At 70.2% G+C, this 22792-nt stretch carries 23 protein-coding genes and 1 pseudogene; 14 read left to right on the top strand and 10 right to left on the bottom strand.

Annotation, left to right across the window (positions count from 1 at the left end):
* Positions 1-31 precede the first annotated feature (31 nt).
* The gene (locus tag ABZV38_RS22810; RefSeq protein WP_356329645.1) at positions 32-1363 is read left to right on the top strand and encodes an aminotransferase class I/II-fold pyridoxal phosphate-dependent enzyme; all 1332 of its coding nucleotides are present in this window, start codon (positions 32-34) and stop codon (positions 1361-1363) included.
* Here ABZV38_RS22810 and ABZV38_RS22805 read toward each other — a convergent pair.
* Positions 1354-2400 (bottom strand): DMT family transporter, encoded by a 1047-nt coding sequence (locus tag ABZV38_RS22805; RefSeq protein WP_356329643.1) that lies wholly within the window; start codon positions 2398-2400, stop codon positions 1354-1356. The two genes, ABZV38_RS22810 and ABZV38_RS22805, sit on opposite strands and share 10 nt — an antisense overlap.
* A gap of 74 nt (positions 2401-2474) precedes the next feature.
* Between ABZV38_RS22805 and ABZV38_RS22800 the strand changes: the two genes are divergently transcribed.
* Positions 2475-3404: a LysR family transcriptional regulator gene (locus ABZV38_RS22800; RefSeq protein ID WP_356329641.1), complete on the top strand. Its 930-nt coding sequence runs from the start codon at positions 2475-2477 to the stop codon at positions 3402-3404.
* Between the two features lie 59 nt (positions 3405-3463).
* Here ABZV38_RS22800 and ABZV38_RS22795 read toward each other — a convergent pair whose 3' ends face one another.
* Positions 3464-3934 carry a pyridoxamine 5'-phosphate oxidase family protein gene (locus ABZV38_RS22795; protein ID WP_356329639.1) on the bottom strand — a complete coding sequence of 157 codons (471 nt, stop codon included), beginning with the start codon at positions 3932-3934 and terminating at the stop codon, positions 3464-3466.
* Between the two features lie 135 nt (positions 3935-4069).
* Between ABZV38_RS22795 and ABZV38_RS22790 the strand changes: the two genes are divergently transcribed.
* A complete protein-coding gene (locus ABZV38_RS22790; protein WP_356329638.1) occupies positions 4070-4723 on the top strand; it encodes a cysteine hydrolase in 654 nt (217 codons plus the stop codon).
* Here ABZV38_RS22790 and ABZV38_RS22785 read toward each other — a convergent pair.
* Together ABZV38_RS22785 and ABZV38_RS22780 are read right to left on the bottom strand one after the other, a co-directional pair.
* Entirely contained in the window at positions 4707-5159 is a 453-nt protein-coding gene (locus tag ABZV38_RS22785; protein ID WP_356329636.1) for a Rieske (2Fe-2S) protein, read from the bottom strand. The genes ABZV38_RS22790 and ABZV38_RS22785 overlap by 17 nt on opposite strands.
* Before the next feature lie 65 nt (positions 5160-5224).
* Positions 5225-7369 (bottom strand): prolyl oligopeptidase family serine peptidase, encoded by a 2145-nt coding sequence (locus ABZV38_RS22780; RefSeq protein ID WP_356329706.1) that lies wholly within the window; start codon positions 7367-7369, stop codon positions 5225-5227.
* Between the two features lie 82 nt (positions 7370-7451).
* On the opposite strand from ABZV38_RS22780, the gene ABZV38_RS22775 reads away from it, so the two are divergent.
* The 7 genes from ABZV38_RS22775 (at position 7452) to ABZV38_RS22745 (ending at position 13653) form a co-directional block, all read left to right on the top strand.
* Positions 7452-8366 (top strand): HipA family kinase, encoded by a 915-nt coding sequence (locus tag ABZV38_RS22775; protein ID WP_356329634.1) that lies wholly within the window; start codon positions 7452-7454, stop codon positions 8364-8366.
* Positions 8363-8746 (top strand): DUF3037 domain-containing protein, encoded by a 384-nt coding sequence (locus ABZV38_RS22770; protein WP_356329633.1) that lies wholly within the window; start codon positions 8363-8365, stop codon positions 8744-8746. Before ABZV38_RS22775 ends, ABZV38_RS22770 begins: the two co-directional genes overlap by 4 nt.
* Positions 8747-8948: 202 nt before the next feature.
* Entirely contained in the window at positions 8949-9710 is a 762-nt protein-coding gene (gene fabG / locus ABZV38_RS22765) for a 3-oxoacyl-ACP reductase FabG (RefSeq protein ID WP_356329631.1), read from the top strand.
* 20 nt (positions 9711-9730) lie between these two features.
* The gene (locus ABZV38_RS22760; RefSeq protein ID WP_356329630.1) at positions 9731-10486 is read left to right on the top strand and encodes an SDR family oxidoreductase; all 756 of its coding nucleotides are present in this window, start codon (positions 9731-9733) and stop codon (positions 10484-10486) included.
* Positions 10487-10604: 118 nt separating this feature from the next.
* Positions 10605-12185 carry an ABC transporter substrate-binding protein gene (locus ABZV38_RS22755; protein ID WP_356329704.1) on the top strand — a complete coding sequence of 527 codons (1581 nt, stop codon included), beginning with the start codon at positions 10605-10607 and terminating at the stop codon, positions 12183-12185.
* 78 nt (positions 12186-12263) lie between these two features.
* Positions 12264-12947: a uracil-DNA glycosylase gene (locus ABZV38_RS22750; RefSeq protein WP_356329628.1), complete on the top strand. Its 684-nt coding sequence runs from the start codon at positions 12264-12266 to the stop codon at positions 12945-12947.
* A gap of 250 nt (positions 12948-13197) precedes the next feature.
* Complete coding sequence (locus ABZV38_RS22745; RefSeq protein WP_356329702.1) at positions 13198-13653, top strand: hypothetical protein; 456 nt, start codon at positions 13198-13200, stop codon at positions 13651-13653.
* Here ABZV38_RS22745 and ABZV38_RS22740 read toward each other — a convergent pair.
* Both ABZV38_RS22740 and ABZV38_RS22735 read right to left on the bottom strand, forming a co-directional pair.
* A complete protein-coding gene (locus ABZV38_RS22740; protein WP_356329626.1) occupies positions 13641-14096 on the bottom strand; it encodes a hypothetical protein in 456 nt (151 codons plus the stop codon). The genes ABZV38_RS22745 and ABZV38_RS22740 overlap by 13 nt on opposite strands.
* A 149-nt stretch (positions 14097-14245) precedes the next feature.
* A pseudogene (locus tag ABZV38_RS22735) lies at positions 14246-14758 on the bottom strand (DinB family protein).
* A gap of 134 nt (positions 14759-14892) precedes the next feature.
* Here ABZV38_RS22735 and ABZV38_RS22730 point away from each other — a divergent pair.
* Together ABZV38_RS22730 and ABZV38_RS22725 are read left to right on the top strand one after the other, a co-directional pair.
* Entirely contained in the window at positions 14893-15792 is a 900-nt protein-coding gene (locus tag ABZV38_RS22730; protein ID WP_356329700.1) for a Gfo/Idh/MocA family oxidoreductase, read from the top strand.
* 151 nt (positions 15793-15943) lie between these two features.
* Positions 15944-16291, top strand: a complete 348-nt coding sequence (locus ABZV38_RS22725; protein ID WP_356329624.1) for a hypothetical protein — start codon at positions 15944-15946, stop codon at positions 16289-16291.
* Between the two features lie 12 nt (positions 16292-16303).
* On the opposite strand, the gene lnt is transcribed toward ABZV38_RS22725, so the two are convergent.
* The 3 genes from lnt to ABZV38_RS22710 form a co-directional block, all read right to left on the bottom strand.
* Entirely contained in the window at positions 16304-17911 is a 1608-nt protein-coding gene (gene lnt / locus ABZV38_RS22720; protein WP_356329698.1) for an apolipoprotein N-acyltransferase, read from the bottom strand.
* Positions 17912-18071: 160 nt separating this feature from the next.
* Complete coding sequence (locus ABZV38_RS22715) at positions 18072-18560, bottom strand: nuclear transport factor 2 family protein (protein WP_356329623.1); 489 nt, start codon at positions 18558-18560, stop codon at positions 18072-18074.
* A 150-nt stretch (positions 18561-18710) separates the two neighbouring features.
* A complete protein-coding gene (locus ABZV38_RS22710; RefSeq protein ID WP_356329622.1) occupies positions 18711-19574 on the bottom strand; it encodes a universal stress protein in 864 nt (287 codons plus the stop codon).
* A 519-nt stretch (positions 19575-20093) separates the two neighbouring features.
* On the opposite strand from ABZV38_RS22710, the gene ABZV38_RS22705 reads away from it, so the two are divergent.
* Positions 20094-20933: a hypothetical protein gene (locus ABZV38_RS22705; protein WP_356329620.1), complete on the top strand. Its 840-nt coding sequence runs from the start codon at positions 20094-20096 to the stop codon at positions 20931-20933.
* A gap of 79 nt (positions 20934-21012) precedes the next feature.
* Positions 21013-21216 carry a hypothetical protein gene (locus tag ABZV38_RS22700; protein WP_356329619.1) on the top strand — a complete coding sequence of 68 codons (204 nt, stop codon included), beginning with the start codon at positions 21013-21015 and terminating at the stop codon, positions 21214-21216.
* Positions 21217-21620: 404 nt separating this feature from the next.
* Here the strand turns inward: ABZV38_RS22700 and ABZV38_RS22695 are convergent, their stop codons facing one another.
* Positions 21621-22493 (bottom strand): undecaprenyl-diphosphate phosphatase, encoded by an 873-nt coding sequence (locus tag ABZV38_RS22695; protein WP_356329617.1) that lies wholly within the window; start codon positions 22491-22493, stop codon positions 21621-21623.
* Between the last annotated feature and the right edge of the window lie 299 nt (positions 22494-22792).

The following is a 22792-nucleotide window of genomic DNA, read 5'->3' as shown; positions in this document are numbered from 1 at the left end:
AACTCCATTGCACTAGTGCATATTTGTATTTGTGCTAGAAGAGTATCGGATCGTCGGGCGGCGTGCATCGGAAATTGCCGCGAGTGTGGAGCGTGCGGTCGGGTCGGGTGAGCTCGCGCCGGGCCAAGTGTTGCCGCCCATGCGGGAGTTGGCGGCCCGGCTGGAGGTCAATCCGAATACGGTGGCGGCCGCCTACCGCACCCTGCGCGAGCGCGGAGTGATCGAGACGGCCGGGCGCAGGGGGAGCCGGGTGCGCCCGCGCCCGGCGAGTACGGCGCGCGGCTCGCTCAGTGTGGAGGCGCCGCCCGGCGTGCGGGATCTGGGGAAGGGGAACCCGGACCCGGCACTGCTGCCGCCGCTGGACGGGGCGTTCGCGGCGGCTGCGCGCGCGTATGCGCAACGGCCCGGAATGTACGGGGAGGCGCCCGTGGATCCCGAATTCGCGGCTCTGGTGCGTGCCGCTCTCGACGCCGACGGTGTGCCGGCCGGGCCCGTGGCCGTCACGTCCGGATCCCTGGACGCGATCGAGCGGGTGCTGGTCGCCCACCTGAAGCCCGGTGACGCGGTCGCTGTCGAGGATCCCGGCTGGGGCGCCCTGCTCGACCTCGTACCGGCGTTGGGGCTGCGTCCCGTGCCGATCGCCGTCGATGACGAGGGGCCGCTGCCCGACGAGGTGGAGCGCGCGCTGAGCGCCGGTGCCCGCGCACTTGTGGTCACCGACCGCGCGCAGAACCCGACGGGCGCCGCGATCGGGGCCGCGCGGGCGGAGGAGCTGCGGTGTGTCCTCGCCGGCCACCGAGGAGTGCTGCTGATCGAGGACGACCACGGGCACGCCATCGTCGATCTGCCGCTGCACCCGCTGGCCGGTGCCACGGACCGGTGGGTGTTCGTCCGGTCGGTCGCCAAGGCGTACGGACCCGATCTGCGGGTTGCCGCGCTGACCGGGGACGCGGTCACGGTCGACCGGGTCCTGGGGCGGCAGCGGCTGGGGCCCGGCTGGGTCAGCAGGCTGCTGCAGCGGGCCGTGGTGCACCTGCTCAGCTCGGGCGCGGTGGACTCCGACGCGGTCGCCCGGGCGTACGGGGAGCGGCGCGACGCGCTCGTACAGGCGCTGAGGGTGCGTGGCGTCGAGGCGCACGGCCGCAGCGGCATGAATGTGTGGGTGCCGGTGAGCGACGAGACCGGGGCCGTGGCCCGGCTGTTGAACGCGGGCTGGGCGGTGGCGCCCGGGGCACGGTTCCGGGTCGCCGCGCCGCAGGGGATCCGGCTCACCGTGTCACCGCTCACTGCGGCCGACATCACGCCACTGGCCGACGCGGTGGCGGCAGCGGCGGGACCGCCCCGGCCGATGAGCTATGGCTGACGCGGGCCCTGACGAGTGGCCGGCCAGGAGCGCGGTGCAGGCTTGCGTGTACGGGCCCTGCTCTGGGTGAGGGCGGCTCCTGCCAGGACGATCAGTGCGCCGACCGGCGTGTTCCAGCTCAGCTGCTCGCCGAGCACGGCGACCCCGGCCGCGGTGGCGATGACCGGAATGAAGTACGTGACCATCTGCGCGGTCGTCGGGCCGACCTCCTCGACCAGCCCGTACTGAAGCAGCACCGCAAGTCCAGTACCGAGCGCCCCCAGAGCGACGACGGCGAGCGTCGGCAGCAGCGGGAATCCGTCGGGTGCCGCGGTGAACAGCGGGGTGACCAGCGCGATCTGCACCGTGCCGAGGAAGAGCTGGCTGCCGGTCAGGGCAAGGGTGGACGTGCCGCTGCCCGCCAGTGTCCTGCGGACGTAGATCCAGCCGATCGGATAGCTGAGCGAGGCGAGGAGTGCCATCGCCGTACCGCTGAAGTCCAGTCCGGAGAAGCCCTGCCAGGCGCCCAGCACGGTCAGCACGCCGAGGAAGCCGAGACCGAGTCCGGCCACGCGGCGACGGGTCGGCCGGTCCTCGGAGAGTGCGACGAGCGACAGCGCCATGCCCCACAGCGGTGAGGTGGCGTTGCAGATGCCGGCCAGCGTCGACGGGATGGTCAGTTCGGAGTAGGCGAAGAGCGAGAACGGCAGCGCGTTGAGGAAGAACGCGGCGACGGCAAGATGGCCCCAGGTGCGGGCGGTGCGTGGCAGCCGCTCGCGACGCACCACCATGGCGACGGCGAGCACCGCCGTACCCGCGAGCAGGCGGCCGAGGGTGACCTGGAACGGGGCGTACCCCTCGGTGCCGACCTTGATCAGGAGAAAGCTGAAGCCCCAGATGAGCGAGAGCGCCCCGAAGCGGATCCGCCAGTCCAGCACGGGACGGCGGGCGGAGGCGGCGGCAGGAGCGGGGGCCGCAGTGATGGCTGTCCGAGTCGGGGCCGGTGGCACGTTGGCGGTGCTCGATGCGGGCTCGGTGGGCACGGCAGGGGCGGTCATGAGATCAACCATGACGAATTCAACCGCGTAGGACAAGTGAGACTTTGTGTGAGCGTTCGCGTAGCATTGCTTATATGTTGAACTTGGAGCGCCTGCGGACCCTGGACGCCCTCGCCCGGTTCGGTTCGGTCAGTGGCGCGGCCGACGGTCTGCATGTCACCACATCAGCGGTCTCGCAGCAGCTGGCGAAGCTGGAGCGCGAGGTGGGACAGCAGCTCCTCGCCAAGAACGGCCGCGGGGTCCGGCTCACCGACGCGGGAATACTGCTCGCCGACCATGCCGCCAAGATCCTGTCCCAGGTGGAACTGGCCCAGTCCGACATCGAGGCCCAGCGCGGCGAGGTGGTGGGTGAGGTGCGGCTGGCGGCCTTTCCGACCGCGGCGCGCGGACTGTTCCCCGCGACGCTTGCCGCACTGCGCGCGGACCACCCCGAGCTGAGGGTACGCACAGCGGAACTGGAACCCGAGGTCGGAATCCGTGCTGTGCTGCGGGGCGACATCGACCTGGCGGTGGTGCTCGACTGGAGCAACAAGAGGCTGCCGGTTCCCGGCGGTCTCACCATGGCCGAACTGCTCGACGACGCGCCGGACATAGCGATGCCGGCCGACCACCCGCTCGCGGACCGGGTGGAGGTCGATCTGGAGGACTTCGCCGACGACGACTGGATCTCCTGGCCGGAGGGCGAGTTCTGCCACGACTGGCTGATGTTCACTCTGCGTTCGAAGGGCATCGAACCGCGCATCGCCCATCTCGCGGGCGAGCACCACACCCAGCTCGCGCTCATCGCCGCCGGGGTGGGCGTCTGTGTGGCGCCCCGGCTGGGGCGGGGGGTGGTACCGGACGGGGTACGTCTTGTGCCCGTACGGCAGAAGATGCGGCGGCATGTGCACGCCGTATGGCGGACGGACGCGGATCGCCGCCCGTCGATCAGGGCAGCAGTCACGGCGCTGCGGGCGGCGGGCCGGGAATTGGACGCACCGGTGGACGGCGACGGCGAGGAGTGAGCCGGGCGGGAGACACCGCACCCCCGTCAGGGAGACGGGGGCGCGGTGGCGCCGACACCTCAGCTCAGGTCCGCCAGCTTCCGGAAGTCCCACGACGTGACCGCCTGCGGAGTGAGCCGTAGCCACGCGTGTCGTCCGTCGTGCGGCATGACGTCCATCCCGAAGTACTTCGCTGCGAACAGCCGCTCCGGCCCCACCAATTCAGGGCAGTCCTCGCCCGTGCGCGGGGCCTCGCCGACGAAGACCGCCTCGCCGGACAGCTCGACGCCGCGCAGCTCTCCGTACTCGGCGCCGTCGTCGACGACCACGGCCATCCTCGGGTCGTGGCGCAGCTGGGACGAGCGCAGGCTCCGGGTGATCGAGTACAGCCACAGCGAGGCGCCGTCCCAGACGAACCAGAGTGCGCCGATGTGCGGGCGGCCGTCGGCGGAGACGGTGGCGACCCGGCAGGTGCGCTGCTCTGCGAGGTACGTGTCGCGTTCCGCCTCCGTCATCATGATCCGACGGCCCCGTCGCTGGATGACGGTCATGGACGCCTCCTTCGGCTGACTGACCATGTGTCAGAAATCATGGAGCCTCTTCCCTCCTGGCGCAATGGCCGTTAGCCTCGCGCGCCCGGTCCGTCAGGAGAGGTCCGTCACCTCGCATTACCGAGAGGGGCAGCCGTGCCGTCCAGGGAACAGCTTGCCGAGCACCTCGATCCTGCCACCACCTGCCTGCTGACGGTCGAGTGCCAGCAGGGTGTCGTGGGCCCGGACAGCGCACTGCCTGAACTCGCCAAGGAAGCCCGGGCCTCCGGCGCCCTGCAGAACGTTGCCCGACTGGTCGCCGCCGCCCACGAGGCCGGAGTCCAGGTGCTGCACGCGGTCGCCGAACGGCGCCCCGACGGGCGCGGTGCCAACCGCAACGCCCGCCTCTTCCGGGCCGCCGGACGACTGCCCGTACAACAGCACTCCGGCACCACGGCGGTCAGGATCGCCGCACCCATCGAGGTGGCGGACGAGGACATCGTCGTACGCCGACTCCACGGCCTGTCACCCATCGCCGGCACGGACGTGGACGCCCTGCTGCGCAATCTCGGCTGCCGCACCCTCGTCGTCACCGGGGTCTCCGCCAACGTCGCCATCCCCAATGCCGTCTTCGACGCGGTGAATCTCGGCTACACGGCGGTCGTGCCGTCCGATGCCATCGCGGGGGTGCCATCCGACTACACCCCCGCGATGATCCGCAACACGCTCGCGCTCGTTGCCACCGTCACCACCACGCGGGAGGTGCTGGACTGCTGGCAGAGCCCCCGAAGGGCTACGACGCGAGCATGATCGAGTCGCCCTCGACCGTGATCGTCGCGGCGGGCAGCGGCTCGGTGGCGGGGCCGCCCGCCACATCGCCCGTCGCCGCGTCGAACTTGCTGCCGTGGCAGGGACAGTTGATGGTGCCGTCCGAGATGCTCGACACCGCGCATCCCCTATGGGTGCACTTCGACGAGAACGCCTTGAACTCCCCGGCCTTCGGCTGCGTCACCACAACACCCTTGTCGGCGAAGATCTTCCCGCCGCCCTCCGGGATGTCGGCGGTCTTCGCGAGAACGTTCCCGCCATCGCCGGTCGCACCCTTGGCCGGCTCGACGGTATCCGAGCCGCCCGAGTCCTTCGGGCTTCCGCACGCGGTGAGTACGGCAGCCACCCCGGCCGCACCGACGCCTGCGACAACGGTGCGACGCCCGAGATGGACCTCGTGCTCCTGCGATGCGCTCATGCTGGCTTTCCCTTCCGCGGTGTTCATGACTTCGACCAGGGGTACGCGCCGCCGGGACCTCGTGTTCAATGGCTCAGGGACTTCTTGAGAAAGTCCCGCTCCAGCAGCAACAGGTTGCTCGCCGTCTCCTCCTGCGTGACCAGGTGGCTCGTTCCGGAGAGCGGCAGCACGGTGTGCGGCCGCCCCGCGGCCAGCAGTGCTGCGGAGAACCGCAGCATGTGGGCGACGGCGACATTGTCATCGGCACATCCATGCACCAGCATGAGCGGCCGCGTCAGCCGGTGCGCCTCGGAGAGCAGCGAATTGCGCTCGTACGTCTCCGGCTCCACATCCGGATGGCCGAGAAACCGTTCCTCCCAATGGGTGTCGTACAGTCGCCGGTCGGTCGGCGCCGCACCTGCGACCGCCGCGTGGAAGACCTCCGGGTGACGCAGCACGGCCGCGGCGGCGAGATAGCCGCTGAACGACCATCCGCGCATCGCCACCCGCCCCAGGTCCAGCTGCGGGTACCGCGCCGCTGCCGTGTGCAGCGCGTCGATCTGATCCTCCAGGACAGCCGTCAGCCGGTCACCCCGCACCGACTTCTCCCAGGCCTCGCCCCGCCCCGGAGTGCCGCGGCCGTCCGTGACCAGCACCGCGAACCCCTGCTCGGCGAACCACTGGGCGACCGCGGCCCACCAGCTTCGCACCGGCAGGACCAGCTGCAGGCCGTGGCCCGCGTACGGGCTGAGCAGCACGGGCAGCGGGTTGTCACCCGGTTGGTGCCACGACGGCAGATACAGGCTGCTGCGGAGCTTCCGCACCCCGAGGCTCAACGCGAGGGGCCGCGGGGCGACCACGGGAGCCTCGGCGAGGACCGCGATCCGTCCCACGGGTGAGCCGTTGCGCAGCACGGTCACCGTCTGTCCCTCCGGGGTCCGGCTGTCCAGCACGACCGTGGGGCCGCCCACCGCGGCCGTGTGCACGCCGGGCACCTCGGTCCGGCGCAGAGGAGCGTCCCCGGGTGCCCCGGCCGCGTACGACCAGACATGGATCTCCGTCGGCTCCTCGCTCGCGGTGAGGAACACCCGGTTGCCAACGGCGCCGACGACCTCACGGACCTCCAGCCCCGGGGGTGTCGTACGGCCGCCGATTTCGAGCCCCTGGGTGTCGCCGCCCGGCTGCGCGGGAACGACGAGCGCCCCGGACGGAAGGCGCAGCGGCGTTCCCGTCCGGAGTGCGACCCATGCGCGGTCGTGGGCGCGGTGCAGAGTCCAGGTCTCTCCCGTGGCCGGATCCACCGCCAGGACGTACACCGAACGCTGGTCGCGCGTCTGCACCGAGACCACGGGCCCGCGCATGTCCCAGTCGGCCGTCGCGACGTACTCGAACGCCGGGTCCGTCCACGTCCCTCCGGGGTGGTGGGGTCCGGCCGACGCGGGCAGCAGGACCGCGACCCGTTCACCTGACACCCGCACCAGGTGCAGCGACACCTCCGCGTTCGCCGTACCCGCCGCCGGGTACGCGATCACGCGCGGCGGCCGCTCCGGATGGGCCGGATCGCTGAGGTACCTGCGCTGCACCATGGACGTGTCGACGCGCGCCACCAGCAGCGCATCGCCGGACGGCGACCACCAGTAGCCGCGCGGGCGTCCGAGCGACTCGGCCGACACGTGGTCGGAGAGCCCGTACGTGACATGCTCGGGCTGCTCCGGGGCGGCCGCCGGCCGATCGTCCGTCCCGTCGCTCCGTACGAGCCGCAGTGCGCCCCCGCAGACGTACGCGATCCAGGTGCCGTCGGGCGAAGGCCGCGGATCGACCACCGGACCGGCGGTGGCGATCCGGCGCGGGGCGCCGTCCGTCCGTACCACCCACAACTCACACCGGAGCGCGAAAGCAGCGATCCGGACGTCCGCGTCCGTCGCGTACGACACCACTCCCGACGACATCTCGCGTGCCCGCTCCCGGCGCGCCGGCTCCTCCTGCGGCACCTCGCCGCCGTGCCCGTCGCCGCGCCGCACGGCCGCCGGGTCCGCGAGCATCCGCTCCGCGCCGTCCTCGTAGAGCCACAACCGGCTCACCGGGTCCGTGCCGCCCGTCGTCCTTATGAACAGCACCCGTTCGCCGTCGGGCGAGACAGTGAACTGCCGGGGCTCTCCGAGCGAGAAGCGCATGGTGCGGGCGGACTGCAGCGGCAGAGCGTCGGAGTCGGTCCCGGCGGCTTCGGCCATCGTCATTTCGGTATTCCTCCCGGTGGTGATCGGCTGCGAAATCCGTTCAGGCATGTCCGGTGCACCCCAGTAACCTGGGGCGATGCTCACCGAAGTCACAGCGACCCGCTATGTCACGCCCTTGCGTGAGGGCGGCTCGCTCCCGGGCATCGTCGAGGCCGACGATCTCGGTACGTACGTCATGAAGTTCACCGGCGCGGGGCAGGGCCGCAAGACCCTCGTCGCGGAGGTCATCTGCGGGGAGCTCGGCCGACGGCTGGGACTGCGGGTCCCGGAACTCGTCACGATCCAGCTCGACCCGGTCATCGGGCTCGCGGAGCCGGATCAGGAGGTGCAGGAGTTGCTCAAGGCGAGCGGCGGGCTGAATCTCGGAATGGACTATCTGCCCGGTTCGATCGGGTTCGATCCGCTCGCCTACCAGGTGGACCCGGCAGAGGCCGGGAAGATCGTCTGGTTCGATGCGTTGATCAACAATGTCGACCGATCGTGGCGGAACCCTAACATGCTGGTCTGGCACGGCGATGTCTGGCTCATCGACCACGGTGCCACCATGATCTGGCACCACAACTGGCCGGGTGTACGGGCATCGGCCGCCAAGCCGTACAACGCCTCCGACCATGTTCTCGCGCCCTTCGGCCCGGACATCGCGGCCGCGGCCGCCGAGCTCGCCCCCCTCGTCACCGAGCAGCTGCTGACCGAGTTGACCGCCGAGGTGCCCGACGAGTGGCTGGTCGACGAGCCGGGCTTCGACACGACCGACGCGCTGCGCCGTGCCTACGCGGAGCCGCTGCTGGCGCGCGCCGCCACCATCCATGAGCGGATCTCGATGGACGCACCCACGAAGACCAGGCCGTCCCAGGCACCGGGGTGGCTCACCGAGCACCTCGCACCGTGGCCGCACGCCACCAAGAAGGAACGGGCCGAGAAGACCGCGGCCGAGCAGGCCGGCACGGACCTGACCGTTACGGCGCAGAGCAGCAAGGACGGCGGCCGGTGAGCGAGCGCGAGGTCTTCGAGTACGCGCTGCTGCGCGTCGTGCCCCGGGTCGAGCGCGGTGAGTGCTTCAACGCGGGTGTGCTGGTGTACTGCCGCGCCAAGTCCTTCGTGGCCGCCCGGACCCATCTCGACGAGAACAAGCTGAAAGTCCTGGACCCGCATGCCGACGTGGCCGGTGTGCGGGCGGCGCTGCGGGCCGTCGAGGGCGTCTGCGACGGCGGCGACGCGGCCGGCCAGGCCGCCGGTGACGATGCTGGCCGGCGCTTTCGCTGGCTGATCGCCCCGCGCTCCACGGTCGTTCAGCCGAGTGCCGTGCACAGTGGCCTCACCACCGATCCGGCGGCCGAGGTCGAGCGGCTGCTCGACCTGCTGGTGCGCTGATCCGCCGCCCGTCGGCGCCGCCCGTGCCCACCGGGGCCGCGGCGCCGGCGGGTGTGAGATGCGCTGCTGTCCCCGTGGGCCGTTGACACCGAGTGCCAGGGCTTCTAGCGTCTCGTCTGCTGAAGGCACTAAGCGGTTGCTCAGTCATCGGGAACTTCCTGACGTCCGCTGAGCCGCGATCTAAGGGCGAGGAGAACCAAGCATGTCCACCACCGAGCAGCGCGTCGCCATCGTGACGGGAGCGGCGCGCGGCATTGGCGCCGCCACCGCGGTACGCCTGGCGGCCGAGGGCCGCGCCGTCGCCGTACTCGACCTCGACGAGGCGGCCTGCAAGGACACCGTCGAGAAGATCACCGCCGCCGGGGGCACCGCCCTCGCCGTCGGCTGCGACGTGTCGGACAGCGCCCAGGTGGAGGCTGCCGTGGCGCGGGTCGCCGCCGAGCTCGGCGCCCCGACGATCCTCGTCAACAATGCGGGCGTGCTCCGCGACAACCTGCTCTTCAAGATGAGCGAGTCCGACTGGGACACCGTGATGAACGTGCACCTCAAGGGCGCGTTCCTGATGGCCAAGGCCGTCCAGAAGCACATGGTGGACGCCAAGTTCGGCCGTATCGTCTCGCTGTCCTCCTCCTCGGCGCTCGGCAATCGCGGTCAGGCCAACTACTCCGCCGTCAAGGCCGGTCTGCAGGGCTTCACCAAGACCCTCGCCAAGGAGCTCGGCAAGTTCGGCATCACCGCCAACGCCGTCGCCCCCGGCTTCATCGTCACCGAGATGACCGCGCAGACCGCGGCCCGGGTCGGCATGGGCTTCGAGGAGTTCCAGGCCGCCGCGGCCACTCAGATCCCCGTGCAGCGCGTCGGCCGCCCCGAGGACATCGCCAACGCCATCGCCTTCTTCACGGGCGACGAGGCCGGCTTCGTCTCCGGTCAGGTCATGTACGTCGCCGGCGGACCGCTCAACTGACCCGAAGGGCAACGGAGATCATGACTGTGCAGGACAGTGGGAAGGTCGCGCTGATCACGGGCGCGAGCCGGGGGATCGGCTACGGCATCGCCGAGGCGCTCGTCGCCCGTGGCGACCGGGTGTGCATCACCGGGCGTGGCGAGGACGCCCTCAAGGAGGCCGTCGAGAAGCTGGGCTCCGACCGGGTCATCGGCGTCGCCGGCAAGGCGCACGACGAGGCGCACCAGGCGGCGGCCGTCGAGCGCACCATGGAGGCGTTCGGCCGCGTCGACTTCCTGGTCAACAACGCCGGTACGAACCCGGTCTTCGGCCCGATCGCGGAGCTCGACCTGGCTGTCGCCCGCAAGGTCTACGAGACCAATGTGATCTCGGCGCTCGGCTTCGCCCAGCAGACCTGGAAGGCCTGGCAGAAGGAGAACGGCGGGGCGATCGTCAATATCGCCTCGGTCGCCGGTATCTCCGCCTCGCCGTTCATCGGCGCGTACGGCATGAGCAAGGCCGCCATGGTCAATCTGACTCTTCAGCTGGCGCACGAGTTCGCGCCGCTCGTACGGGTCAACGCCATCGCCCCCGCGGTCGTGAAGACCAGGTTCGCCGAGGCGCTGTACGAGGGCCGTGAGGCAGAGGCTGCCGCGGCCTACCCGCTCGGCCGGCTCGGCGTCCCCGAGGACATCGGTGGCGCCGCCGCGTTCCTCACGTCGAACCAGTCCGACTGGATCACGGGACAGACGCTGGTGGTCGACGGAGGCATCTTCCTGAATGCGGGCGTGAGCTGAGCGCAGCCTGAGCCGGTTTGGCCCTGAATGACTCAAGTGCCTCGTCGGGCCTATGGGTTGACCCGACGAGGCGCTGCGGTATGGTCTGCCGACCCATGGCTGATCGAGGAGCGTGCACGTGTTCTACCGGGCCAGGCTGCAGGCCGCTGCAGCCCTTGCTTCCCTTTCACTGCTGGCCGGCTGCGGTCTGCTGTCCGACAGCGGAGCGGATGCCGAGCAGAAGATAGTCGTCGGTACCACGAGCGAGCCCTCCACTCTCGATCCGGCGGCGGCGTGGGACAACTCCTGGGAGCTGATGCGCAATGTCTTCCAGACCCTGGTGAGTTTCCCTACCGGCAGCACGAGCCCCGAGCCCGACGCCGCGGAGTCCTGCACCTTCACCGACCGGACCAGCACGGCCTACCGCTGCACCATCAAGACGGGGCTGAAGTTCTCCAACGGGGACAAGCTCGACGCCGAGGCCGTGAAGTACTCCATCGACCGGATCATGACCATCAAGGTCAAGGGCGGCCCCGTCGGCCTGCTCGGCTCGCTCGACCGGATCGAGACCGTCGGTGACGACAAGGTCGTCTTCCACCTCAACAAGCCGGACGCCACCTTCCCGTTCGTCCTGGCCACCCCCGCGATGTCTCTCGTGGCGCCCAGCGACTACCCGAAGGACCGGGTCCGCGAGGACGGCAAGATCACCGGATCCGGCCCCTATCTCCTGGACGCGTACCAGCCGGGGGACAGGGCCGAGCTGGTGAAGAACCAGGGCTACAAGGGCTTCGCCAACCGCAAGAACAATGCCGTGACCATCCGGTACTTCAAGGGGTCCGCCCCCATGGTCCAGGCGCTGCGGAAGAACGAGATCGACGCCACCTACCGAGGCCTCACCGCCGAGGAGGTCGTCAAGCTCGAGGACAACAAGGAAGAGAACAGCAAGCTGCAGCTCATCGAGACTGTAGGCGCCGACATCCGCTTCCTGGTCTTCAACCCCGAGGACCCGGCCGCCGGGAACCCGGCCGTCCGCCGGGCCGTTGCCCAGCTCGTGGACCGGGACGCCTTGGTGGCCAAGGTCTACCAGGGCACCGCCGAGCCGCTGTACTCCATGGTGCCCAAGGGCATCGCAGGTCACACCACCAGCTTCTTCGACAGCTTCGGTGACCCGAGCAAGGAGCAGGCCAGACAGATCCTCGTCAAGGCGGGCATCACCGAGCCCGTCGCGATGACGCTCTGGTTCACCACTGACCGGTACGGTTCCTCGACGGCCCCCGAGTTCGCTGAGCTGAAGCGGCAGCTGGAGTCCTCCGGACTGTTCAGGATCACGCTGAAAAGCGCCCCGTGGAAGACGTTCCAGGCGGGCTACACCAAGGGCGACTACCCCGTCTTCGGCCGCGGCTGGTTCCCGGACTTCCCGGACCCGGACAACTTCATCGCCCCCTTCGTGGGCAAGGAAACCGTCACCGGTATGCCGTACGTGAAGAACGAGATCACCCAGCAACTGCTGCCGCAGAGCCGCCAGCAGAGCGATCGGGGCGCGGTCAGCAAGCAGTTCGAGCGGGCCCAGAAGATCCTGGTCGACGACGTACGGCTGCTGCCGCTGTGGCAGGGCAAGCTGTACGTGGCGGCGGGCGAGGACATCGGCGGCGGCGAGCGCGCCCTGGACCCGCAGACGGTCATGCAGATGTGGGAGCTGTACCGCAAGGCCAGCTGGTAGGGCTCGCCCGGTCGATTGTCAGTGGCCCCCGGTAGGTTCTGTGGTCAAGAACCGATGTGCGTACCGGAGGTTGTTCACGTGACCGACACCGACCTGCTGCCCGAGTCCTGGGGCGGCGTCCTCGGCGAAGAGCTGCAGAAGCCGTACTTCAAGGAGCTCACCGAGTTCGTCGAGGAGGAGCGGGCCAAGGGGCCGGTCTATCCGCCTCGAGAGCAGGTCTTCGCCGCGTTGGAAGCCACTCCGTACGACAAGGTGAAGGTCCTGGTGCTCGGCCAGGACCCTTACCACGGCGCGGGGCAGGGGCACGGACTGTGCTTCTCCGTGCAGCCCGGCGTCAGGACGCCGCCCTCCTTGCGGAACATCTACAAGGAGATGAAGGAGGAGCTCGGCCTGCCGAACCCGGACAACGGGTATCTGATGCCGTGGGCCGAGCAGGGGGTCCTCCTGCTCAACGCCGTGCTGACGGTCCGCGCCGGCGAGGCCAACTCGCACAAGGGCAAGGGCTGGGAGAAGGTCACGGACGCGGTGATCCGCGCGGTGGCCTCGCGGCCCGATCCGGCGGTCTTCGTCCTCTGGGGCAACTACGCGCAGAAGAAGCTCCCGCTGATCGACGAGGAGCGCCATGTGGTGGTCAAGGGCGCGCACCCGTCGCCGCTGTCCGCGAAGAAGTTCTTCGGCTCCCGTCCGTTCACGCAGATCAACGAGGCCGTCGCGGCACAGGGGCACCAGCCCATCGACTGGCGCATCCCCGACCTGGGCTGACCGCAGGCACCTGCCCGACAGGCTCCGGTGCTTTGCCCGAGCCTGAGCGGGTTTGCCCGCATCAGCGACTAGCGTCGAGCCGACCGGATTCGAGCGGACTTCATCGGGCGCGACGCAGCGACCGGACGCGATGCAGCGGCCGGATGCGACACGGCGGCCGGTGCGGTCGGATCCGACCGGGATCGACTGGGCAGGCGCGAGGGAGACCGCGGTGACGGAGCAGCAGCAGGAGGCGTCGAGGGACGCCGTCATGACCAGGATCGGCCAGGCGATCATGCTGCTGCACGGTGGCGACCGGGAAGAGGCGCGGAACCGTTTCGGCGCTCTCTGGTCGGAGATCGGCGAGGACGGCGACGCCCTTCACCGCTGCACCCTTGCGCACTACATGGCCGACACCCAGGACGATCCCGGTGATGAACTGGCCTGGGACCTGAGGGCGTTGACCGCCGCCGAGGGGCTGACCGACGAGCGGGCGGCGGAACACCGGGACGCGCTCGCGGTCCGGGCCTTCTATCCCGCGATCCATCTCAGCCTCGCGGCGGACTATGTGAAGCTCCAGCGCCCGGAAGCCGCCTGGATCCATCTGAACCGGGCCCGGAAGGCTTCCGACGTGCTTGCGGACGACGGGATGGACGACGGGTACGGGGGAGGGGTCCGAGCGGCGATCGGGCGGCTGGAGCGGCGGCTGTGGGATCAGTGGCCGTAGGCGTCTTCGCAGATCCGGGACTGGGGGCTGCCCGCGGGCCAGCCGCCGTAGCCCCGGCCGAGTGCGCAGACGTCCGTCCCGGTGGCGGGGGAGGCCGGCAGGGCCGGGACCGGTGCGGGCACCGCGCGCAGGGCGTGACCCGGCCACGGCCCGGTCACACCTGGATGCTCCCGCTGCCGGGGAGCGCGCGGCGCGCCGCGGTGGGTGCCCGAGGGGGCCCCGGCGGCCGGGCCGGACGCCGCCTCGGAGGGCTTCGGGTCCTGCAGAGCCTCCAGGGTGTCCCGGATCGGTGGCCGGACGATCTGGGGGGCCAGGTCCTGGACGGGCCTGCTGGTCTGGGGCCGGGGCGCAAGGCCCGGCTGGGGCTCCACGGACACGCAGCCGGACACGGCAGTGACTGCCACCCCGACCAGGAGCTTCACGGCGATTCTGGTTCGTTGCACCTGGGCAACTCTGCTGTGCGGGCAGGGCATCTCGGGAGCGGGAAAGCCATGATTGGCCCGCACGAGTGACCCCGGTCACCGCAACGCCCGGCTGCCGTTGTTCCCCGGGGTGAGGGTGCGGGTCGGGCACGAGTCGGCTCCGGGGCGGATCAGCCGCCGGTCGAGCCGTCGATCCGCTCCCGGACGAGATCGGCGTGGCGGTTGTGCCGCGCGTACTCCTCGATCATGTGGGTGTAGATCCACCGTAGATTGAACTGCTCGCCCTTGCGGCTCAGGCCGACCGGCAGGTCGTCCAGCCCGACGTTCGCGGTGATCTCCCGGGCCCGCGCGATCTCCGCCTGCCAGATCGTCGCGTCCTTCTCCCAGGTGTCCGCCTCGGTGAGATGGAACTCGCCGTCCCGGTCCTCGTCCGTCCCGTAGATCGGCTCTACGTCCTCGCCGGCCAGGACCTCGCGCAATCAGCCGCGCTCCACCTCCGCCATGTACCGCACGAGCCCGAGCAGACTGAGCTCCGACGGCGCCGCGGATGCCTCGCGCAGCTGGGCGTCGGTGAGGCCCGCACACTTCAGCGCCAGGGTGTGGCGGTGATGGCCGAGCCAGCCCTCCAGCATCGGGCGTTCGGCGGCGTTGACGGCGGGTTCGGAGCGTGCGGGCGTCGTCATGCCGGTCATCCTGCGCACCTTCGACGGCATAGCCGACTGGCGGCCGCCGCAGCACACGTATGCTGCCGGGACGAAGGACGCGCCCATGTCACAGCGGTAGCCACGGGCGGGTCATGGGCGAGAGGGAGACCCCTGTGAAGGTCGGCTGTATCGGGCTCGGCGACATCGCGCAGAAGGCGTATCTGCCGGTACTCACCACCCTGCCGGGGGTCGAACTGCATCTGCAGACCCGCACCCCCGCCACCCTGGCCGCCGTCGCCGAGACCCACCGGATTCCGCCGGAGCAGCGCCACACCGACCTCGACTCGCTGATCGCCGAGGGCCTGGACGCCGCCTTCGTCCACGCCCCGACCTCCATACACCCGGATATCGTGGGCCGGCTGCTCGACGCGGGAATTCCCACATACGTCGACAAACCGCTCGCCTACGAACTTGCCGATTCCGAGCGGCTGGTGCATCTCGCCGAGGAGCGCGGTGTCAGCCTGGCCGTCGGATTCAACCGGCGGCTGGCGCCGGGCTACGCGCAGTGCATCGAGCACCCCCGCGAGCTGATCCTGATGCAGAAGAACCGGGTGGGCCTGCCCGAGGAGCCGCGGGCCATGGTGCTCGACGACTTCATCCATGTCGTCGACACCCTGCGCTTCCTGGTGCCGGGCCAGGTCGAGCACACCGTCGCACGGGCCAGGATCCGTGACGGGCTGATGCACCATGTCGTGCTGCAGCTGTCCGGCGAAGGATTCACCGCCATCGGCGCGATGAACCGGCTCAGCGGCTCGACGGAGGAGCGGCTCGAGGTCTCCGGACAGGACTCCAAGCGCGAGGTGGTGAACCTTGCCGAGGTGATCGACCACAAGGGACAGCCGAGCCTGCGGCGACGCGGCGACTGGGTGCCGGTGGCCCGCCAGCGCGGCATCGAGCAGAGCGTGCTGTCCTTCCTGGACGCTGTGCGGGCCGGAAAGCTGCTGAGCGCCCGGGACGCCCTTGAGACCCACGAGATGTGCGAGCGCATCCTGCGAGACCTGGACTGCGCCTAGCTGGGGAGTGTCCGGTCGGCGCACTGCGCCACAGCGGACCGTGCGGAGCGGTACACGCAGGTCAGGGCGGGTTCGATCCGCTCCGGATGCGTCGCGCTCGGGCCCGAGGCAGGCTGAGGGCAATGGACCGCCGGCCCGTGGAGGTGACCTCGTGAAACCCCACGACGAGCCACAGGGATGGGGCGCGCTCCAGCCACCGCCCGGCTATTACTCGGCGGACGGGCGGCCCCCCGATGCGACACAGCGCGGCCTGATCCTCGACTGGGCGGTCAATCAGCGGATCGCAACCGGCTGGCGGGTGGAGTCCCGGGCCGAGACGCAGGTCGTGATGGTCAGGGGACAGCCGCTCAACCACGTGCTGCACGCGATCCTGATGGTGTTCAGCTGCTTCCTGTGGGGCGCCGTGTGGATGGTGCTCGCCGTGACGAACAAGGTCGAGCGGGTCGCGATCACCGTCGACGCGCAGGGGCACATCGTCTCCGTGAACGCCCCGTCATAGTGTGAGCGCCCGTCATGGTCCGGGTACCTCAGCCTTCGTACCCACGTCACCGACCGGCTCCTCCGGGGTACGCCGCCGCAGTGACCGGCCGCCCGCGTAGGCGCAGAACGCCGCCAGCACGGCCAGCGCGCCGTGCACCGGCCAGTCGCCCAGCCGCACATAGAGCGTGCTGCCACCGGCCAGCGGTACGTCAAAGACAACGGCCCCGCTCGTATCCGTGCCCAGCGGCGTGCCGACTCGGCCGCCCTGCGGGCCGTATGCCGTGCTGATGCCGGTGAGCGTGGCATGCACCATCGGGCGGCCGTTCTCGGCAGCCCGCAGCGCCCCGAGCGAGGCGTGCTGCTCCGGCGCCCACGTGTGCTGGAACGTCGAGGTCGACGACTGGGCGATCAGCAACTGGGCCCCGTCCCGGGTCAGCTGCCTGCTCATGTCGGGAAAGGCCGACTCGAAGCAGACCAGCGGCCCGATCCGCAGACTGCTCTCCGGGGCACGGACCTCGGTGGGGGACCCGATGGGTCGGTCCCTGCGTGGCGGCTCGGGAACGGACATCACCACCTGCCGGGTGCCGCGCAGCCGATCCTCGCCCGCCGCCTTGCCCAGCGACGTCACCCAGCCGAGCGCAGAACGGGCCGGAATGTACTCGCCGAACGGCACGAGGCGCATCTTGTCGTAGCGGTCCCCGGTCGGGCCGTCCGGCCCTACCAGCACCGCACTCTTGAAGATCCCCGTCCGGCCCGACGCGCCGGTCTGCCGGGCATCCTCATTCACCAGCACATCCGCGCCCACCTCGCGCGAGAGCTTCGCGATCCGCGCGGTCAGGTCCGGGTGCCGGGCCAGATCCTGGCCGACACTGCTCTCGCCCCACACCACCAGATCGACGTCGCGGCCCGCCAGCGTGCGGGTCAGCTGCTCGCTGCGCGCGAAGCGGAGCGCAACGCTGTCCGGCCCCGCGACGACCCCTGGTTGCACGACGGCGACCCGGGCCACGCCCGATTGCTCCGGCTGCGGTGCCCACTTCCATATCGCGCCCACGGCCAGCGCGCTCACCACGATGCCGACCGCAGCGGCCGTCCGGGCGCCGGACGTCAGGAGCAGCAGGGTGACCGCCGTGTTCGCCGCCACCACCAGGAGACTCACCAGCCACACGGCGCCGACCGATGCCACCCGGAGCGCCACGGGCACCTGCCACTGGCTCGCGCCGAGAAGTCCCCAGGGACCCCCGAGCCCCTCCCAGGAGCGGGCCAGCTCGATCATCAGCCAGCCGGAAGGCACCACGACCAGGGCGGCCGCAGCCGCCGCTACGGAGGGGGTGCCGCCGAGCATCCTGGACACCAGCAGGCCCCAGGGCGCCCACAGCAGACCGAGCAGCGCCGCGAGAACGACGATGAAGACATGCAGACTCGGCATCAGCCATTGGTGCACGGCGAGCAGATAGCCCGTCCCGCCGAGCCAGCCGTCGAGCGCCGCCCGGCGCGCGGTACCGGCCGAGCGGATCAGCAGCAGCCAGGGCACCAGTGCGACATAGGCGAACCACCACAGCGACGGGGCGGGGAAGGCCAGCGCGGGCAGTGCCCCGGCGAGCAGCGCTCCACCGCCCCGCCACCAGGGCGACCGGAGCATCCGCTCTCGCTGCTCAGGCCGACCGACCGGAATCCGCATACCGCGCCTCCTCGACCTGCCTGGTGAGCGGTGGTGCCCTTCTCCTTACCCAGTGTGGGGGGAGCGGAACGGGTGAGGCCAGGCCAGGCCGGGGCGCGGGCCGGGTGCAGGCCTGCGCGGCTCAGCTCGGTGCGAGGGAGCCGGAGAGGCTGCGCCACTTCTCGTGGACGGTCACGGTACGGATCCGCCAGCCGATCTCCGTACGCAACAGTCCGAAGGTGTACCGGCCGCCGGAGGCGAAGTTCGGCGCGGTGGCTTCGGTGCCGCTGCCGTTCTGCGCACTCTCCAGGCGCATCGGGTTCAGGTAGTCGGCCCGCACATCGGCGCGGTCGCCGGGGTAGCCGCCGAGATCCTGGAGGTCGAGCCGGCGGTTGACGATCAGGTGCTGGCGTACGGGGAAGAGCCGCATCGCCTCCGCGAGCCACTGCGCCACCTCGGCGGCGGGGCCCTCGATACCGCCCGCACTGCGGTAGTCGGCGCGGCCGTCCGGGGTGAACAGGTCCCGGTAGTCCTGCCAGGTGCCGTCATCCACCGCCACCGCATATCCGGTGATCACTGCGTCGATGGACAGCTGGTCCATCACGGTCGCGAGAGCCACACGCTGTGTCATCCGGCCAGTGTGTGCCCACCGACCGCAGACGCCAAGGGCCGTGCACGCGCGGCGCCGTGTCCGACCATGATTCGGTCGCCCGGCACCAGGAAGTCGGCAGCCGGACGAGGGGGAAACCAACGGCCGCGACGCGCACCACCGGTGGCCGTCTCAGCAGGGGACCACAGCCACCGGCCCGAGCGCATGCGTGAGCGTCGTCTGCGCCACCGGTGACAGCCCGAATCCAAGCTCCTCGCCGCCTTTGCGCCGCCCGATCACCGTGAGGGCGGCGGTCGCCGACGCCGTGACCAGGGTGCGGGACGCGGACCCGTGGACCGGCTCCTGCACGACCTCGACCTGTGGATACTGCCCACGCCGGCCGGCGGTGAGCTCCGCGAGGGCCCGCTCGGCCGCGCCCTCCGCCGCGTCCCGGTCGAAGACGGGACCTCCCGAGAGCATCGACGAGAACATCGTCCAGCCGTGCACGATCCGCAGGCGCGCTCCGGGCCGGGACGTGGCGGCTTCGAACGCGAAGTCCAGCACCGCCTCACTGCTTTCGTCAGCGGCCACCCCCGCGACAATGTCTGAGAACGTCTCCGCCGCCTCCTCCCCCTCCTCGTCCGCCCGGCCACTGTGAATGACGACGACGGGACACCTGGCCATCGAGGCGGTCGCCAGACTGTTCGAGCCAATCAGCAGCGCCCGGAAACCGCCCAGCCCGCGCGAGCCCAGTACCAGCAACGACGCGTGCTCGCTCAGCGCGGTCAGCGCCGCCGCCGGGAAGTCCAGCGGGGCAAGGGTTGACGTGTGCAAGGTCGGGGCGACCTGCGCCACCCGGCCCACGGACTCCGCGAGCAGTTCCTCGGCCTCTCGCCGCTGCGCCTCCTGACTGGTACGCCGATTGAGCGGCCTGACATGGGCGATCGTCAGCGGAAGCCCTCGCCGGACTGCGTCGTGCGCGGCCCAGTTGAGCGCCTCGTAGCTGTGCCACGAACCGTCGACGGCGGCGATCACAGGAAGCTCGGCGGTGGTCATGGAGTCCTCCAGAGTCCGGCGGCACCCGGCCCAGACTGGTACGTGTACGAGGCATATGGCTTGGGCTTCCGGCCGTGTCTCTTCCGTATTACCCCGGTCGTGTTCCGTACGCTACGGCCGGTCGGCGTCCGGCGCAGGAGCAGCCGAAGCGCGAACAGTGAAGCGGTGTGAACCGCTGAGGCGCGTCGCGGAAGGGCACGAGCGGACGGGTTTCCGGTCTCTCCGGACTGCCGGCTGCACGGCCTTCCACGACGCGCTTCACGACGAGGGCGGTCCGGCAACGGTCGCCTTCATGCGAGAGGAGTTCCAGCACCATGCGATGGCGGAGCCACGGGGTCATACACACCGAGCGGAGCCTGCCGGTCGTCACGCAGAGATAGGCGCAGACCCCTTGAGTGACGCGGCGGCCGCGGCCTGAGGTCGTCCGGCGAGGGGTGATCGCGGTACTCCGGGGGGCGTACGGCGACTGCCTCCGGACGTACGACGACGGCCGCACACCCCCCGAGGGATGCTCCGGACATGGAGAACCAGCCCACGGCGGCCACCGGAGGAGCCGCCACCGGAACACAACCGGCGCACAGTGGCACGACCGACCCATCGCCGACCACGCCCACGGTGTGGAAGCAGAGCCCGGTGGAACGCCTCTGTTACGCGACCGGCGCGGGGCTCGTCGTCTCCGGGCTGCTGCATCTGATCGTCTTCGCCGTCGACGGCAGCCCCTGGGACGGCCCGGTCTCCTGGCGCAAACCCGTCACCTTCGGACTCTCCTTCGGCCTGACGCTCATCGCGATCTGCTGGGTGGCCTCGTACGTGCGCCTGCGCGACCGCACCCGTACCGTGCTGCTCGCGGTGTTCGCCGTCGACTGTGTGCTGGAGGTCGCCGGCATCACGCTCCAGGCATGGCGCGGCGTGCCGTCCCACTTCAACATGGAGACCCCCTTCAATACGGCGGTCTCCATGTCGCTGGCCCTCGGCGGGGGAGTGCTGGTCGTCATCCTCACCGCCCTGGCGGCGGCCTCGTTCGTCCGGCGCCCCGAAGGGCCGACCGGTATGGCCCTCGCGCTGCGTGCCGGTTTCACGATCCTTGTCGTCGGGCTGCTGGCGGGGGCGGCGATGATCGCCCGCGGCGTCTATCTGACGCGCACCGGGCACCAGTTGGACGGCTACGCCTCCACGGCATCGCTCAAACCGCTGCACGGAGTGAGTCTGCACGCGGTCCTGGCGCTGCCCGCCCTGGCCAGGGTGCTGGCCGGCACGCGGTGGAGCGCTTCCACCCGGCGTACCGTCGTCCGCGCCGCCGTGGGGTGCTACGCGGCGGCCGTCGTGGGGGCGTTGATATGGGCGGTCGTCGCGTACTGAGTCGTCGCGCAGGACCTGACCGCCGGTCGACTGCGTGCAGGACTCACTTGAGCACCCCTCCGCGAGCAGAGGGCTCCCCATGGACCCGCTGATGCGGGCCCTCACCCGAAAGTACGGAACGGACAACCGAAGCGAGGAGATCGCGGTCGCCTGGAGCATCATGTTCGGCCTGAGCATCCTGCTCGGGAACAAGTTCGTAGACGTTCAGCACGCTCTTGTAGAAGCGCGCGAATCACTTTGGGACGAAGCCGCGATGCCGCAGGTCGTTGCACTGACACGCTGAGCCACAGCGGCCCCCACCCGGCCGGGCAGGGGCCGCTGTGCGTCGGGGTTTCAACGGCGCGGTTCGCCACTCAGCTACCTGTGGCGCCGAACCACGGCGACTCGCCCGCATCCTCGGGCAGTAGCCGGTTCAGTGTGTTCGCCAACTGCAGGCACGGATCGGAGCACGTCCCGTCTCCGGCGGCCACGATCCGCAGGCCAAGGATCGCCGCCTCCAGGTGTGCACGACCAACAGCGACAGCCCGGCCCGCGGGTCCAGGTGGCGCCCTGCCCTGGTTCAGTCCATATGGAAGATCAACTGGGAGAATGATGGGAGATGATCATGTCGAGCGGGCTCGAATCACCTCCATTTTGATCTGACAATCTCCAGTTGAAGCCGGGTATCTGGGTGCTGGAAGACGGCCCTTAGCCCGCCGAATCACCCGCGTGCGGGCTCAGTACACCGGCCGCCACCAGGGCGAACAGCAGCACGCCCAGCAGCACGCGGTAGATGACGAACGGCATGAAGCTCTTGGTCGTGATGAACTTCATGAACCAGGCGATGACGGCGTACCCCACGCCGAAGGCGATGAACGTCGCGAAGATCGTCGGACCCCACGACACATGCCCTTCGCTCGCGTCCTTCAGCTCGAAGACGCCCGAGGCGAGCACGGCCGGGATCGCGAGCAGGAACGAGTAGCGGGCCGCCGCCTCGCGGGTGTAGCCCATCAGCAGACCACCGCTGATCGTGGCGCCCGAGCGGGAGACACCAGGGATCAGGGCCATCGCCTGGCAGAAGCCGAAGATCAGACCGTCCTTGACGCCCAGCTCCTTGAGGGACTTCCGCTCCTTGACGGCCCGGTGCTTGCCGCCGGTCTCGTCGCGGGCTGCGAGACGGTCGGCGATACCGAGGACGATGCCCATGACGATCAGGGTGGTGGCGATGAGCCGGAGGTCGCGGAAAGGGCCTTCGATCTGGTCCTTGAAGGTCACGCCGAGGACGCCGATCGGAATGGAGCCGACAATGACCAGCCAGCCCATCTGCGCGTCGTGGTCGCTGCGCATCGACCGGTTGGTCAGCGAGCGGAACCAGGCGGAGACGATCCGAGCGATGTCCTTGCGGAAGTAGATGAGGACGGCCGCCTCCGTGCCGATCTGGGTGATGGCGGTGAACGCCGCACCCGGGTCGTGCCAGCCCGCGAACGCAGCGGTCAGCCGCAGATGCGCGCTGGAGGAGATCGGCAGGAACTCGGTCAGTCCCTGAACGAGGCCCAGGACGAACGATTCGAACCAGCTCATGGGGCTTTGGCCATCCCGGAAGTCATCGTGCATCGGCCGGCGGACAGCGGGGCCGTCGGCAACGTGCGGAGTGCGGTCATGTGAGGGAAGGGCCACGGCGGGCCCGATGATCGTCTGTCGTGCGCGGGCAGCGTATCGTCCTCGAGTGAACGGGGTGACGGCTGCCCCCGGCCATCGACCGGCGCCGGTGACTGTGCCTGCGCCTGTTCGGCGGGCGGACGGCCGGCCCGCCGGCGCCGCCCACCAGTCATTCGGCGTCGAGACGGCCGCGCCCGCGACGCCCGCGGGTCGTTGCGTCA

The sequence above is a fragment of the Streptomyces sp. NPDC005181 genome (genome assembly GCF_040608395.1).
Classification (GTDB): Bacteria; Actinomycetota; Actinomycetes; order Streptomycetales; family Streptomycetaceae; genus Streptomyces.
This window is presented reverse-complemented; position numbering and strand designations above follow the sequence as displayed.